This is a genomic window from Arthrobacter sp. MDT2-3 (assembly GCF_059090465.1).
Genome location: NZ_JBNHFS010000004.1, coordinates 97,915 through 111,828 on the forward strand (window position 1 = coordinate 97,915; position 13,914 = coordinate 111,828).

Annotated in this window: 11 protein-coding genes; 4 read left to right on the forward strand and 7 right to left on the reverse strand. The window is 65.2% G+C overall.

Translation table 11 applies throughout. The features are described from left to right. Nucleotides 1–6 precede the first annotated feature (6 nt). The 4 genes from AC5RUQ_RS13215 to AC5RUQ_RS13230 all read right to left on the reverse strand — a co-directional run bounded on the left by AC5RUQ_RS13215 (nucleotide 7) and on the right by AC5RUQ_RS13230 (nucleotide 4,682). Entirely contained in the window at nucleotides 7–819 is an 813-nt protein-coding gene (locus tag AC5RUQ_RS13215) for a phosphatase PAP2 family protein (protein ID WP_493947796.1), read from the reverse strand. Nucleotides 820–894: 75 nt separating this feature from the next. Beyond that, complete coding sequence (locus AC5RUQ_RS13220; protein ID WP_493947797.1) at nucleotides 895–1,689, reverse strand: oxygenase MpaB family protein; 795 nt, start codon at nucleotides 1,687–1,689, stop codon at nucleotides 895–897. Between the two features lie 89 nt (nucleotides 1,690–1,778). Then, on the reverse strand, nucleotides 1,779–3,392 hold the full coding sequence (locus AC5RUQ_RS13225) for an amidohydrolase (protein WP_493947798.1): 1,614 nt from the start codon (nucleotides 3,390–3,392) through the stop codon (nucleotides 1,779–1,781). 6 nt (nucleotides 3,393–3,398) lie between these two features. Next, the gene (locus AC5RUQ_RS13230) at nucleotides 3,399–4,682 is read right to left on the reverse strand and encodes an MFS transporter (RefSeq protein WP_493947799.1); all 1,284 of its coding nucleotides are present in this window, start codon (nucleotides 4,680–4,682) and stop codon (nucleotides 3,399–3,401) included. Nucleotides 4,683–4,862: 180 nt separating this feature from the next. On the opposite strand from AC5RUQ_RS13230, the gene AC5RUQ_RS13235 reads away from it, so the two are divergent. Then, nucleotides 4,863–5,471, forward strand: a complete 609-nt coding sequence (locus AC5RUQ_RS13235) for a TetR/AcrR family transcriptional regulator (RefSeq protein ID WP_493947800.1) — start codon at nucleotides 4,863–4,865, stop codon at nucleotides 5,469–5,471. Between the two features lie 219 nt (nucleotides 5,472–5,690). Continuing rightward, nucleotides 5,691–7,334 carry a glycoside hydrolase family 53 protein gene (locus AC5RUQ_RS13240; RefSeq protein WP_493947801.1) on the forward strand — a complete coding sequence of 548 codons (1,644 nt, stop codon included), beginning with the start codon at nucleotides 5,691–5,693 and terminating at the stop codon, nucleotides 7,332–7,334. Between the two features lie 69 nt (nucleotides 7,335–7,403). Here AC5RUQ_RS13240 and AC5RUQ_RS13245 read toward each other — a convergent pair whose 3' ends face one another. After that, nucleotides 7,404–8,753, reverse strand: a complete 1,350-nt coding sequence (locus AC5RUQ_RS13245; protein ID WP_493947802.1) for an MFS transporter — start codon at nucleotides 8,751–8,753, stop codon at nucleotides 7,404–7,406. A 247-nt stretch (nucleotides 8,754–9,000) separates the two neighbouring features. Between AC5RUQ_RS13245 and AC5RUQ_RS13250 the strand changes: the two genes are divergently transcribed. Continuing rightward, nucleotides 9,001–10,095, forward strand: coding sequence for a serine hydrolase domain-containing protein (locus AC5RUQ_RS13250; RefSeq protein WP_493947803.1), 1,095 nt, complete (start codon nucleotides 9,001–9,003; stop codon nucleotides 10,093–10,095). Nucleotides 10,096–10,100: 5 nt separating this feature from the next. Here AC5RUQ_RS13250 and AC5RUQ_RS13255 read toward each other — a convergent pair whose 3' ends face one another. Both AC5RUQ_RS13255 and AC5RUQ_RS13260 read right to left on the reverse strand, forming a co-directional pair. After that, a complete protein-coding gene (locus AC5RUQ_RS13255; protein WP_493947804.1) occupies nucleotides 10,101–10,313 on the reverse strand; it encodes a hypothetical protein in 213 nt (70 codons plus the stop codon). Nucleotides 10,314–10,316: 3 nt separating this feature from the next. Next, the gene (locus AC5RUQ_RS13260) at nucleotides 10,317–12,377 is read right to left on the reverse strand and encodes a beta-galactosidase (RefSeq protein ID WP_493947805.1); all 2,061 of its coding nucleotides are present in this window, start codon (nucleotides 12,375–12,377) and stop codon (nucleotides 10,317–10,319) included. 193 nt (nucleotides 12,378–12,570) lie between these two features. Here AC5RUQ_RS13260 and AC5RUQ_RS13265 point away from each other — a divergent pair, with 193 nt between their 5' ends. Next, nucleotides 12,571–13,890: an ABC transporter substrate-binding protein gene (locus AC5RUQ_RS13265; RefSeq protein ID WP_493947806.1), complete on the forward strand. Its 1,320-nt coding sequence runs from the start codon at nucleotides 12,571–12,573 to the stop codon at nucleotides 13,888–13,890. Nucleotides 13,891–13,914 lie beyond the last annotated feature (24 nt).

The window sequence follows — 13,914 nt, forward strand, 5'->3', positions numbered from 1 at the left end:
ACCCCGTCAGGCTGGGTGCACCCGCGTGGTGAGGTAGAGGCGGTGGGCGGTGATGACCAGCGCAAGCCAGGCGGCCCCCAGCGCCCATGCCCCCAGCACGTCGGTAAGCCAGTGGTGACCCAGATAAACACGGCTCAGCCCCATGGTGGCGGCAAAGACTCCTGCTGCCACCGCCGTGAGGACACGGGCACGGGAGGACTTGAGGCGGAGGATCACCAGGTACGCCACGATGCCCGCGATCACCACGGAGTTCAACGAGTGGCCGCTGGGGAATGAGGCGGAGTACTCGTAGGGAGGGACCGCATCTGCCAGGTCAGGCCTGGTCCTGCCCACCAATTCCTTGCCTGCGATGGTCATCAGGAGCGAACCGAGTCCGGCGGTGAGCATCAGGATGACCGGGGTCCAGGACCGTCGCCTCAGGGCCAGCCCAATCATGATGGCCAGCGCCAGCACGGGCATCCCCACGGTCCCGCCCACGTCGGTGTAGCCGGTGATGATCATGTCCAGGCCCGGTGAGCGGAGTGTCTTGGCACCGTCCAGGATCGGATGGTCCAGCCCGGCAACGCCGTCGGCTTGGACCACGGATTCATAGACCTCGGCGAATACGGCGGCGAGCGCAACGGCCAGCACTGCCCCGACGGAAAGGGTGAGGACCAACGCCGCATGGGAGCCGAGCAGCCTGCTGGCCCGTTGGACTGTGGAGGCCAGGAATTGGCCGGGTTTGGTGTCCCACCGGGTGAGGTCCTGCCCGCCGACAAAGCGGTCCTGGTGGACTTCACCGCTCACGCCGGTCTCGGGCGGTTTCGTTTCTGCAGCCATGTCTCCTGAACCCTCCCTGCCGGTTATCCGAAATTAGTAAGCAACCTTACCTTGCGCGGCGCCAGCGGGGAGGAACTACGCATTCACTGCCCGGCGCGGGGACGTTTCCAGTTCGTTGAGGCAGTAGTTCTTAAACCAATGCCGGATGCCCTGCGGCAGCTTGGGGTAGGTCACGGCGAGGACTTTCATGGTGCGGTGGAAGCGGCGCTCATGGCGGTCGCTCCATGGCAGGCCGAAGTCCTGGCGCAGCTGGTCCGGAAGGAGACCGGCCGTGAGGAACCGGGCGAGCGGCATGATCGCCCGGTACCACAGTGCTGCGCGCTTCGGGTACAGGAGGCCGCGGCCCACGCGAACAGCGGCGTCGCTGGCCCGAAGGTTTGCCATGCGTTCTTCGTAATAGCGGTTGAACTCTTCACGGTCCTTGGGCCATTTGCCGGGTGGAAGCTGCAGGGCGGTTCCGAGCCTGGCGTAGTCCTGGTACATGGCATCGGCGGATTCGTCGTCGAGCGGGCCGTAAATCTTTTCAATGATGGTGAGCGCAGTGTCGTAAAGCGTTGCCGTCACCCACAGCTGCAGCTCCGGATCGTAGGCGTTGTACCCGGGAGATTTCTCATCGGCACCCCGGCGCACAGGTATATGGGCGCGGTTCACCCTGCGGCGGACCTCCTTGACCTGCTCCTCGGTCCCGTAGGTGACTGCGTACACGTACGTGAGGGTGCCTTTGAGCCGATTGATCGGGCGGTCCGTGAAGGTGCTGTTCTCGGCGACGCCGCGGCCCACCGCCGGATCGGCAAGCTGAAGCAGGATGGCCCGGCCCGCCCCCGCCAGCAGGATGCCCTCCGCGTTCAATTCGGCAAGTTCTCGCGCCATCTCAACAGGGTACCGGAGCGCGCCGGGCGGCGGGATGGGAGCTGCCACGAAGAACAGCCCCCTCGCCCCGGCCCCTTCAGCTGGCCGAGTCAGGCCGCGTACTCCGTGCGGCCGCCAACGACGGTGCGCAGTACGCGGGCATTCAGCAGTGATTCCTCGCCGTCCTTGAAAGGATCGGCGTCGAGCACGGTGAAGTCCGCAGCGAGGCCAGCCGCCAGGCGGCCACGTCGGTCCTCTTCCATAACTGAGGCCGCAGCGTCGCGGGTTGCGTGTGTGATGGCCTCAGCCAAGGGACGGGCGAAATGGGGATTGTTGGGCGGAAAAGACGGGTCCAGAGCCGACTGCCTCGTTGCGGCGACGAACATGTTCTGCAGGGCCTCGTACGGCGCGGTGGGGGCGTCGGTGGAAAAGGCCAACAGGGCGCCGGCCGCCACATATTCGGGCCAGGCGAAGCTGCGGTCCGGCCGGTCGTCTCCAAGCATCGCCACCCAGTTGCCGTAGATGGCAGGGTCGGCGTGGACGGGCTGCATGGACGCAGTGACGCCGAGCCGGGCCATCCGGGCAGGGGTCTCCGGTGAGGCGTATTCGAGGTGCTCGATGCGGTGGCGGCGGTGGCGCGGCCCATTTATTTCTGCAGCACGTTCCAGCGCATCCAGGGCAATATCACTGGCGTGGTCCCCGATGGCGTGGAGGGCAACCTGCAGCCCGGCGGCATCGGCGGCTGCCACCACCGGATCCAACTGCTCAGGGGACCAGATAGGCCCGGCCTGTGAACCGTCCGCATAGGGCCGGTTCATGGCAGCAGTGCAGGCGTCGATCACACCGTCCAACGCCAGTTTGATGCCGGCCACACGCAGCCACTCGGTATTGACGTCCCTGGCCAGGAGCACGGCGCGTTCCACCTGCGCCAGGTTTTCGGCCTCGTCGCCGGTGTTGTGAATGAACCAGTGCGCCACGACGCGGATCGGCAGCCGGCCGCCGCGCCGCCCTGCCGCACGGAGGAACGCCGCCAGGTCGAGTTCACCCAGTGCCATGTCCACTGCCCCGGTCACACCGGCGGCCAGGTAGGCCGCAACGGAACGTTCGACGGCGGCGTCGCGGTCAGCGTCCGAGGTCACCTCCCCCAGGAACGGCCACACAAACTGCTGCGCTGCGGTCTCGTACAGCATCCCGTCCGGTTCGCCCTGGCTGTCCCGCCCGATGCGTCCGCCGAGTGGATCAGGGGTGTCCCGGCTAATGCCCAGTTCCTTAAGCGCGGCCCGGTTCACCCAGCAGGAGTGGTAGTCGTTGGCATCAAGGTAGACGGGTACATCTGAGACTGCTTCGTCGATCATGGCCGAGGTTGGTGCTCCGGGCAGCGAGTCGAACAGCCAGCCCCTGCCCAGGATCCGGTTGGCACCGGGGTCGGCAGCCCGTGCGGTGCGCAGGCGTTCCTGCATCTCAGGCAGGGTTCTGGCATCTGTGAGGCCCACCTTTCCCAGTGCCTCGCCGAGCATCATCACGTGCGTGTGGGCGTCGATGAACCCCGGCAGCACCAGCCTCCCGCCCAGGTCCACCACCTCTTCGGCGTCACCGGCAGCCGCAGCGGCGGTGGCATCGCTGCCTACATGGGTGAGCTTGCCAGCGTCGGCAATGAACGCTTCAGCCCAGGGGGCAGACTGGTCGGCGGTGAAGACGCGGGCGTTGCGGTAAAGCACAGTCATGGGGTTTCAGACTCCTGCGGTTCGGATGGTGGCAATGTCGGATGAGTTTGGAGTGGTTGAGGCGTGTTCCGCCTCGACCCGGGATGAGAGCCTGGCGATGAACACGGCGGGAACCAAGAGCACCAGGCTGAAGCCGGCGAGCACCCAGCCGAGGGCGGGAAAGCCGAACGCCTCTCCGATCCAGGCCCCGAACATGGGCGCGAAGCTGGATCCCACCAGGTAGACCCCCAGCACGGGCCCTGACCAGCGGCCGCTGGCATCGAGCGCGGCCGCCGTGGCGATGAAAAACATAAAGGCAACGGCGTACACCGTGTTCCAGGCGATCATGGTGACAAGGAAAATGGTGGGGTCGGTGGTGAGGCAGGCAGTCAGTTTCAGGGCGCTGCCGAGTACCAGCAGGATGCCCAGCGGGAGCGCCCTGCCCAGCCTGGTCCCCAGGAAGATCAGCGCGATGGCGGCGAGCAGCCCTCCTGCAGTGGACGCGCTCAGAACCAGCCCCAACTGTTCCTCCGTCATCCCGGCCTGGGCAACACCGATGGCTCCGGACATCGCCCAGAGTGAGTCTTCGCCCACCGCCCAGAGCGCGAAAATTGCCAGCAAAGCGAAACCCGCCACGGTGATGGTCCTGGTGGTGATGGTCCCCGTGGTGACGGCTCCCCCGGTGGCAGCTGCCGCCGTCGTACTTGGCGCGGGTGACGCACCCGGCGTTCCGTCGTGTCCCTCTGGCGCCTCAGCCATCGGCAGCCACCCGGCGGTGAACAGCAGCACGAGGGCAAGCCCGGCCACAAAGCCGAAGGCACTCCCCATCCCGATGCCCACCGCCGGGATAACAGCCAGCACAACCGTGACGATGGCACGGTTCGCCAGTCCGCTGATACCGGACGCCCGGTTTGGATTGCGGAGGGCGGCCAGGGCTGCCCCGCCGGATGCCACGGCACCGCCGGCTCCAATACCACCGGCGATGATGCCGATGATGGACGCCGCGGGAGCCAGGTCAAGGGCGGCGAGGCCAAACCCTGCCGCCGTCACGGCCAGCCCCAGCCGTGCCACGAGGTACCGCCCGCGGCCTTCCGTGAAGCGGGTGACCAGGAGGCATGCGAGAGCCGTGGCCAGGAGGCAGGCGGTCATGAGTGTTCCGGCTTCCGTCGCGCCCACGCCGAGGGAGTCCTGAATGGCGAGGATCATAAACGGGACGAGGTTGGCGCTCATAAAGCCGACAACGCCGATGCCGAACGTGGAGACGGCGCGTTGTGTGGTCAGCGGAAGCCGCTGCGGTTCTGGCTGGGTCATTGGATGTGTCCTTTGAACAGGAATATGCGCGGTACAGGGCCGGCGGCGCTCCGTTGCGTCCTCCGTGCCTGCTGCCATCACCGGCAGCGTCCCCTAAAACGAATGGCGTTCGTTTTATTATGCATGTGACGTGGATCAAAGGGAAGAGTCCATAGACTGGCATTTGACGAAGGGAGCCCCATGCCACGGCCCAGAACCCCGATCCTGTCGGTGGACCGCATCGCCGATGCCGCCATCGAACTGGTGGATGAAGGGGCCGGCTTCGGCGTCAATGCCCTCGCCCGCCGCCTTGGCGTCACGGCGTCGTCCCTGTACAACCACATCTCCGGGCGCGACGAAATCATCGAACTGATGCGCGCGCGGCTGGCCACCCAATCCATCCCCTATGTTCCGGAGGATGCCGGCTGGCACGAGGTGGTCTCGCTGATTGTCCGCGGCCAGCGGGAGATGTACGCGGCCCACCCGTTCGTGGTGCCCCTCATCGTGGGTAAGACCATTACCGATCCCGGAGTGATCACCGCCTACGAGCGGATGGCATCGGCCCTCATCGCCGGCGGGTTCCCTGACGACGATGTGCTGACGATCATCTCAGTCATCGACTCTTTTTCACTGGGCGCCGGCCTGGACCTTGCAGCCCCCGACGACGTCTGGGAACCAACCGAGTCCGCCGCCACTTTGTGGCGGCTGCTCAAGGCATCCGGCCACGGCCGGGAACGCAGCGACCGGGCTTTCGAGACCGGCCTTCAGCTCCTCCTCGACTCGCTTCGGATGCGGTTAGCTTCGCACTGACGCCCGGCGGTCCGCCTGCGTCAAATCATAAGGAAGGCTGTCCACAGCCTCGCCTTGGGATCGATCACAGCTGAGTCACGATAAAGCACACTAACTGAGTCGCCTGAAACGGGCTATTCAGCGCTCATTGGCGTGTGCTACTACTGGGAGCGCACACGGTCTAAAACAGCTTTTGCGGTTAGGGACCGGTTTCCACTTCGTACCGTCAGGGAGGACGACATGAAAAAGTACGACTCAATGATCCACCACCCAAGAAACCGGAAACGACGATCAGCACTGGTGGTGACGTCACTCCTCGCTGCTGCGGCACTGCCGGCAGGAATCGCCCCGGCCGTTGCCGAGAGCCCCCAAAGCCAGGCAGCGGGCGCCGTCGTCAACGGAGATTTTTCCCAGGGACTGGCCGGCTGGAAGGCCACCGGCGACCCGGCCTCAACCACCACGGCGGCAGAGGCCGGAAATCCCCAACTGGTCCAGCGGCTCGGCTCAGACGGCACGGTGAACCTGCGCCAGAAAACCGGGAACCTTGCAGAGGGCTGGTGGACGGTTTCAGCGCGGGTCAAGGCTGAGGGGACACTTGGGGCTTCCCGGATCGGACTCAAGAACTGCGGTGTCGACGGCGAGACCGTCCTTCCGTCCACGGCACAGGACGGCGCGTGGCTGCAGATTTCCGCCGACGCTTACGTCACGAAGAGTGCATGCGAGATAGTCATCGAAACCCGCGGCAAGGCCGGTGACTGGGCAGTGGCTGACGACGTCACGCTCACCCCCGGATCTGTGCAGCGTGTTGTCCGTGGCGCCGACCTTTCCAACCTCGCAAAGAACGAGGACATGGGCGCGGTGTACTTCGACGCACACGGCCGGCCGGTGGACGCGGTGGAGGCCTTTGCCGATGCGGGGGCCAACCTGGTGCGGCTCAAGGTGTGGGTCAATCCCGCTGACGGCTACAACACCACGGACGAAGTAGTCGCAACCGCCAAGCGCGCCAAGGCAGCCGGCATGAAGGTCCTGGTGGACTTCCACTACAGCGACCGGTGGACCGATCCCGGTGCCCAGGGGATGCCGGCGGCCTGGGCGGGCCTGGGCCCACAGGCTGTGGCCGATGCCGTGTACGCCCACACCTTCGAGGTGCTGACTGCGTTGAAGAACGCCGGCGCCACGGCGGACTCGGTGCAGGTGGGCAATGAAATCAACCCAGGTATGCTCTGGCCCCTCGGACAAACCTGGGACGTCAACCCGACGGATGACGTCAAGGGGGCCCAGTGGGACAACCTGGCACTGTTCCTGTCGGCCGGCGCCCGGGCCACCAAGGACGTCAACGCCCAGACGGACGTCATCCTGCATTTGACCAATATCAATAACGGAATCGGCGGCCTGACCTGGTGGTACGACGAGGTCACCAAACGGGGCGTCCAGTTCGACACGATCGGTCTGTCCTACTACGGCTTCTGGCACGGTTCCATGGCTGACCTGCAGAACGCCGTCACCACCCTGTCCGCCCGCTATGACCGGAACGTGATCGTGGTGGAAAACTCCTACCCGTTCACGCTCGCGGACAACCCGGTTGATCCGTGGGAGAACGTCATAGCCCGGGAAAACCAGCTCATCCCCGGCTACCCGGCCACACCGGAGGGACAGGCAGCCAACTTCCGGGCGGTCCAGGACGTGGTGGCCTCCGCACCCGGCGGACGTGGTCTCGGCGTTGTTTCCTGGGAGCCTGCCTGGACCGCGGTTCCCGGCAACGGCTGGGATCCGGCGGACGCCACTACGGGCAACGCGTGGGAAAACCAGGCGATGTTCGGCTTCGACGGCCGGGTCCTTCCGGCACTGCAGGAATTCGCGCCGGATCCCGACGTCAAACACTGACCCCTTTGCGCAGAAAAGCCGCGCCTGCCCATCAGGGCAGGCGCGGCTTTTCTGGCTGGCCCGTTAAGACTAATGTGCTTCGAGGTCCTCGAGTGACTTGCCCTTTGTATCGGAGGACAGGAAGGTGGCCGCGGCTGCCAGGAGGCAAATCGCGAAGGTGATCAGGCCAATGACCACCGGAACGTTTCCTGAACCGGGAGGAGCCACCGCCGTGAAGATGCTCGGGAAGAACGATGCGATCATAAGGCCAACGTTCTGCGACACCGCGAAGCCGGTCACGCGGATCCGCATGGGGAACTGTTCCTGGAAGAACGTGGCAAAGGTTGCGTTCCACATCTGGAAGAAGATGCCCTGCACGATCACCACACAGACAAAGACCAGGAACAGGCTCTTCTGGTCGATGGCCCACAAGTAGGCCCCGGACATGAGGCCCCCGCCGATTCCGCCGGCCACCATCAACACGCGCCGGCCAATCCGGTCGGACAGGGCGCCGAACACCGGGATGGTCGCTACTGCGGCGAGGTTGGCCACGAGGGTTACCCACAGGAACTCGCTGCTGGAGAAGCCGATGCCGTAGCCCTCCTGGGTCGCATAGGAGACGCCGAAGATGAGTGTCGCCATGCCCACCACGTTGGTGAAGGTCATGATGACGCACAGGATCATAACGCGCGGGTGCGTGCGCAGGAGGTCAACGATCGGGAACCGGCGCTTGGCTGTACCGCTTTCGGATTGCGCCAGGTAGGCCGGGGGCTCCTGGACCCGCCGGCGGATGATGTAGCCGGCAAGGATCACGAAGGCGCTGAGCAGGAAGGGAATGCGCCAACCCCAGCTCTGGAACTGGTCGGCGGGGAGAAGGGCCGCCAGCGGAAGCAGGACTCCGGTGGCCAGGATGGATCCCACCTGGGTGCCCTGAAGGCTAAAGCTTGCGAAGAAGCCGCGCCGGGCGTCCGGTGAGTGCTCCACGATCATGGCGCTGGCGCCGCCGAGTTCGCCTGCCACCGCAAAACCCTGGATCAGGCGGAGGGCCACCAGAAAGATGGGGGCGAGGATACCCACCTGCCCGTACGTGGGCAGGAGCCCGACGGCGAAAGTTGCGAAGCCCATCAGCAGCATCGCCAGGACAAGCACGTTCTTGCGCCCGTGCCTGTCGCCGTAGGCGCCCAGGACAACAGCGCCCACCGGACGGGAAACGTAGCCCACCGCGTAGGTCGCCAACGACGCGATGATCGCGACTGTGGGGTTTTCGGAAGGGAAGAAGATGGCCGGGAAGACGAGTGTCGCGGCCAGGCCGTACAGCGCGAAGTCGTAGTACTCCAGCGCGCCACCGATCCAGCCGCTCATCGCGGCCCGCTTCGGGTCCCTGCCTTCGATGCTGGTTTTGTGGCCGGGCTGGGCATTCCCGTTGGTCGTTATGGTCATTCGCTGATTTCCTTCTCGTCGTTGGCAAGGAACCGGAAGTGTCCTATTCCGGATTGTCTTAGTGATCACGGGGATGCCGCGGAGCTGACTGGCTACGCTGAGGGGCCAGTAGGTTGCTGCCTTTTTGAATCGTTTCATAAAGTATAAACAGTGCCGTCGGTCACGTCAAAGCCACGTGGGAAGGTGTGGACTGACAGGTGGCCGCCCCTTCTGGTCCCTAGGATGGCCTGAGATGAAAGGACGCCACATGACTGTTTCGCTCGAAAGCCCTTTGCTGGACGTCAATGCCGAGCTGGCTGCCCTCTCGGCCGCGGACGCTTTCTCCGGCGTCGTCCGGGTGGAGCGGGCAGGCGAGGTGCTGATGGAGTCTGCCCATGGCACAGCGAGCCGGCGCTGGAACGTCCCGGTAACCCCCGGAACCCGCTTCGACGTTGCGTCGGTGACGAAACTCTTCACCGCCGTCGCCATCCTGCAGCAGGTGGATGCCGGCACACTCCACCTCGATGAATCCATCCATTCCTACGTGGACCTGGCCGGAACCACCATCTCCCCCGCGGTGACGTTGCGGCACCTGCTCAGCCACACCTCCGGCATAGCAGATGACGCCGATGAGGAAGCGGGTGAGTCCTACGCGGCGCTGTGGCTGGACCGCCCCTCCTACTCCGTTACAAAAACCGCAGACTTCCTGCCGCAATTCGTGCACAAACCTGCCGTCTTTCAACCCGGTGACGGCTGCAGGTACTGCAATGTGGGCTACATCCTGTGCGGCCTCGCCCTGGAGCATGCCACCGGCGAAACTTTCCGCAGCACAGTGCGCCGGGAGGTGTTTGCCAGGGCAGGAATGGGGACCGCCGGGTTCTTCGACATGCGTGAAGCCGAGCCCGACGTCGCAGAAGGCTGGGAGCCCGTCCGGGAAGGACCAGGCGGGCCCGTCAAGGGGTGGCGGCAGAACATCTACTCCTACCCGCCCATCGGCTCCCCCGACGGCGGCGCCCACGTCACAGCGGCGGACCTCACCCGATTCCTGACTGCCGTCCGCAAAGGTGAACTGCTCAGCCAGGCCACAACCGAGGCCTTCCTCACGCCGCACGCGCTGCACAGCTCCAAGCCGGACCCGGCGCCGGGGGCACGGGCCGAACTTCATTATGGGCTCGGCCCTGCCATCGAGCTCACCTCGGATGGGGCTGTGCGTTCCATTTACAAGGAGGGCATCAACGTGGGCGCCAGCGCCATGGTCCGCTACTACCCTGCCCAGGATGTCACCCTCGCTGTTGTAGCCAACAGCGAAGACGGTGCCTGGGGACCGCTGCGGAAGCTGGACGCGATCATCACCGCAACCTGAGCCGCCTAATGGATCAGCTCGCGGGTCAGCCCAAAAGGCACCTGGTCGCTTAAGGAGACTCGGAAGTGGCCGGGGTTGAGGCGGGTGACCAAGATCCCGTGGGTCCGGCTGCGGGTTGCGATCACCTGCAGGTCCTTGACCGCCGAATTCAGCCGGTCCTCGACCTCGTTGGCGCTGCTAACCCTGACTTCCCTGAACTCAGCGGTTGCGGTTGCCATGTCTTACCCCTGTTCCGTGCTGGAGTGGATAACGCACACGGTCCCGGCGGGGACCACAGCGGTACCAGTGACCGTTTCGCCGCTGAGGAGGTCGCGCCCGGTGGCGGGGTACTCGGCGTCGGTGTCCGCATGGTTGATCAGGAAGGTGAAGGTGTCCGTCCCGGCACTGCGGGAAGCGACTTCCAGCCCGGCCGGCGGCCGCGGTGCCGCCTCAATGCCGGCGCTTCCGACGGCGTCAAGCACCACAGCGGCGAGGTCGCCGCCGTCGAGCTTGGTGGAGACGTACCAGGCGGTTCCGCTGCCGAAGTGGTTGCGGGTTACGGCGGGACGCGAAGCTGCGGGCCCGTCCACGTAGTGGCTGAGAACGGTGGCGGTGCCGGGATGGATTTCCTCCGCCCAGACGCTGCCCGCGGCACCACTGCTCAGGGTGACTGTCTCGTCCTCGCGGAGCGGCAGGAACTCGTGGATTTCCAGGCCGAGTACGTCGCGGAGGGCGCCGGGTGACGCGCCAACCGGAACGGTGTCGTTGGTGTCCACGATCCCGGAGAAGTAGGAGACCACCAAGTTGCCGCCGCCCTGGACGTAGTTCTTGAGGTTGGCTGCAGCCTTGTTCCCCACCAGGTAGAGGGACGGGGCGAGCACGAGATCGTATCCGGAGAGGTCCGTCTCCGGGTGCGCGAAGTCGACGCTGATGCCGGCCTGCCAGAGTGCGGTGTAGTACGCCTCGATGCGTTCGCGGTGGTTGAGGTCGCTGCTGGGCCGCCATTCCAGGTCCTGCGCCCAGAAGGACTCCACATCCCAGAGGATGGCCACCCGGGACTTCACTGTGGACCCCTTGGCAGCGGCGAGCTTCTTCAGGTCATCGCCCAGGTCCAGCACTTCACGCCAGATCCGGGTGCCGGTACCGGCGTGCGGAAGCATGGCCGAGTGGAACTTCTCGGCACCGAACCGGGACGCCCGGAACTGGAAGAACATGACGGCGTCCGCGCCACGGGCCAGGTGGGAGAGGCTGTTGCGCGCCAGTTCGCCCGGGCGTTTGGCGATGTTCCGCCCCTGCCAGTTCACCGCACCGGTGGAGTGTTCCATCAGCATCCAGGGCTTGTTCCCTGCAAGGGAGCGGGTGAGGTCGGCGTCCATGGCGAGCAGGATGTGGTTGTCGGCCCGTTGGGCCACGAGGTAGTGGTCGTTGGCGACGATGTCCACTTCCGTGCTCCACTTCCAGTAGTCGGCCGCGAGGCAGTTGGTGGCCATGAAGTTGGTGGTGACGGGAATGTCCGGGGTGTACTTGCGGATGACGTCCCGCTCGTTGATGTAGCACGCCAGCAGCGCGTCCGAGGTGAAGCGGCGGAAGTCCAGGCGCTGGGACTGGTTGCTGACGCTGGCCGAGAGCCGGGGGGCGTCGATCTCGTCCCATTGGCCGTACTTTTGGCCCCAGAAAAGGGTGCCCCAGGCGTTGTTCAGTTCCTCCAGGGTGCCGTAGCGGGCCCGGAGCCAGTCCCGGAACGCCGTCACGGAGTAGTCATCGTAGGAGTCGCTGATCGGAGCGCCGTACTCGTTGTGCACATGCCAGAGGACCAGTGCCGGGTGTGAGGCGTAGCGGCAGGCCAGCTGCTCCGTGATGTTGGCGGCGGCGCTGCGGTACTCGGGCGAGCTGGGGCTGGCCATGCCCCGTGAGCCGTTCCCAAGGGTGACGCCCTCGCGGTTGACCGGACGGGCCTGCGGGTACTTTTTCCAGAACCATGCCGGCGGGGCTGCCGTGGGCGTGCCCAGATCCACACTGATGCCGGCGTTGTGCAGGAGGTCCATCAGGTGGTCCAGCCATTCGAAGTCATACTCGCCTTCGCGCGGTTCCAACAGGACCCAGGAGAAGATGCCGATGCTGACCAGGTTGATTCCGGCTTCCTTCATCAGTGCGATGTCCTCCACCCACACCTCGCGCGGCCACTGCTCAGGGTTGTAGTCCCCGCCGTAGCAAAGGCCGGCAGGCCGCTGGACCCAGGGCGCAGGTGAGCGCTCGGGCGCTGCAGCGGTCTGCGGCACCGTGCGGTGAAGGACGTCTGTCATGGGGGATTCTCCTTAGGACTGTGTGCGGTCCCAGTTCTATCACAGGGCAAATGGGCAACACCATCCCCAATCCGCTATTGACACAGCTTGCAGCACTATGAATTACTGGAACCGCTCACAGTCATGCGGCCTCGGTTCGGATGAGCGGTGATATTTCAGACAGACCATTCAGCTTTTCGACAAGGAGGACGAAATGCGCAAGTCATTTCGTGCAGGCGCCGTGGCCATGCTCGCCGCGGCCGCGATGCTCACCGCAGGATGCTCCGGTACTTCAGGTACGGACGCCGGCTCAGCCACTGATCCCAACCAGAAGGTGGAACTGACCTACTGGGCCTGGGCCCCCAACCTGGACAAGGTGGTGGAGGTCTGGAACGAGAAAAACCCCAACATCCACGTCACCGTCTACAAGCAGGACGGCGGCGATCCCGCCGTCACCAAGCTGCTCACAGCCGTCAAGGCCGGCAGCGGCGCCCCCGACCTGATCCAGGCCGAATACCAGAAGATCCCCACGCTGGTCGCAGCCGACGCCCTCGCCGACCTCTCCGGCACTGAAGCCAATGAAACCAAGAGCCACTTCCCGGAAGGCGTATGGGACTCGGTGACCCTCGGCGGCGACGCCCTCTACGCGGTTCCGCAGGACACCGGCCCCATGGTGTTTTATTACCGCGCGGACATCTTTGAGAAGCTGGGCCTTTCCGTTCCCACCACCTGGGATGAGTACGCCCAGGCCGCCAAGGCAGTCCACGCCGCTGACCCCGAGGCCTACCTCGGCACCTTCTCCTCCAACGACGCCGGCTGGTTCACCGGCATGGCCCAGCAGGCAGGTGCCTCCTGGTGGGGTGTCGACGGCGACGCCTGGAGCGTCAACATCGACGAGGACCCCACCAAAAAGGTTGCCGAGTACTGGGGCGGCCTCGTGGAAGAGGGCACCATCGACAACAAGCCCATGTACACCCCGGAATGGAACACCGCCCTTAACACGGGCAAGCAGGTGGGCTGGCTGAGCGCAGCCTGGGGCCCGGGCGTTCTCTCCGGCAACGCCGGCGCCACCGCGGGGCAGTGGAAGGTGGCACCCATGCCGCAATGGGATGCTTCCAAGTCCTCCACCGGCAACTGGGGCGGCTCCTCCACCGCCGTGACCACCCAGTCCAAGAACGCCGAGGCCGCCGCAAAGTTTGCCACCTGGCTGAACACCGACCCCGAAGCAGTCCAGGCTTTGGTCAAGGAAACCGGCGTCTACCCCGCGGACAACGCAGGCGCCAAGTCCGCGCTCACGGAGGCACCGGAATTCTTCTCCAACCAGCCTGACTTCTACGAGGTGGTGGGCGACGCCGCGCAGAACGTGGGCTCCTTCACCTACGGGCCCAACGTCAACGTGGCCTTCAACGCCTACAATGACCAGTTCGCCAAAGCTGCCCAGGCCAAGCAGAAGAGCGCCTTCAGCGACGCCGTGAAGTCCATGCAGCAGGTCACCGTTGAGGACCTGAAGCAGGCCGGCTTCACGGTCAAGTAGCGTCCCGCAAGCAGCAACTGACTC

Coding starts and splice junctions, on each gene's coding strand:
- AC5RUQ_RS13255 (WP_493947804.1), bottom strand. CDS start 10,313: ATGGCAACCGCAACCGCTGAGTTCAGGGAAGTCAGGGTTAGCAGCGCC.
- AC5RUQ_RS13220 (WP_493947797.1), bottom strand. CDS start 1,689: ATGGCGCGAGAACTTGCCGAATTGAACGCGGAGGGCATCCTGCTGGCG.
- AC5RUQ_RS13245 (WP_493947802.1), bottom strand. CDS start 8,753: ATGACCATAACGACCAACGGGAATGCCCAGCCCGGCCACAAAACCAGC.
- AC5RUQ_RS13260 (WP_493947805.1), bottom strand. CDS start 12,377: ATGACAGACGTCCTTCACCGCACGGTGCCGCAGACCGCTGCAGCGCCC.
- AC5RUQ_RS13240 (WP_493947801.1), top strand. CDS start 5,691: ATGAAAAAGTACGACTCAATGATCCACCACCCAAGAAACCGGAAACGA.
- AC5RUQ_RS13225 (WP_493947798.1), bottom strand. CDS start 3,392: ATGACTGTGCTTTACCGCAACGCCCGCGTCTTCACCGCCGACCAGTCT.
- AC5RUQ_RS13265 (WP_493947806.1), top strand. CDS start 12,571: ATGCGCAAGTCATTTCGTGCAGGCGCCGTGGCCATGCTCGCCGCGGCC.
- AC5RUQ_RS13235 (WP_493947800.1), top strand. CDS start 4,863: ATGCCACGGCCCAGAACCCCGATCCTGTCGGTGGACCGCATCGCCGAT.
- AC5RUQ_RS13250 (WP_493947803.1), top strand. CDS start 9,001: ATGACTGTTTCGCTCGAAAGCCCTTTGCTGGACGTCAATGCCGAGCTG.
- AC5RUQ_RS13230 (WP_493947799.1), bottom strand. CDS start 4,682: ATGACCCAGCCAGAACCGCAGCGGCTTCCGCTGACCACACAACGCGCC.
- AC5RUQ_RS13215 (WP_493947796.1), bottom strand. CDS start 819: ATGGCTGCAGAAACGAAACCGCCCGAGACCGGCGTGAGCGGTGAAGTC.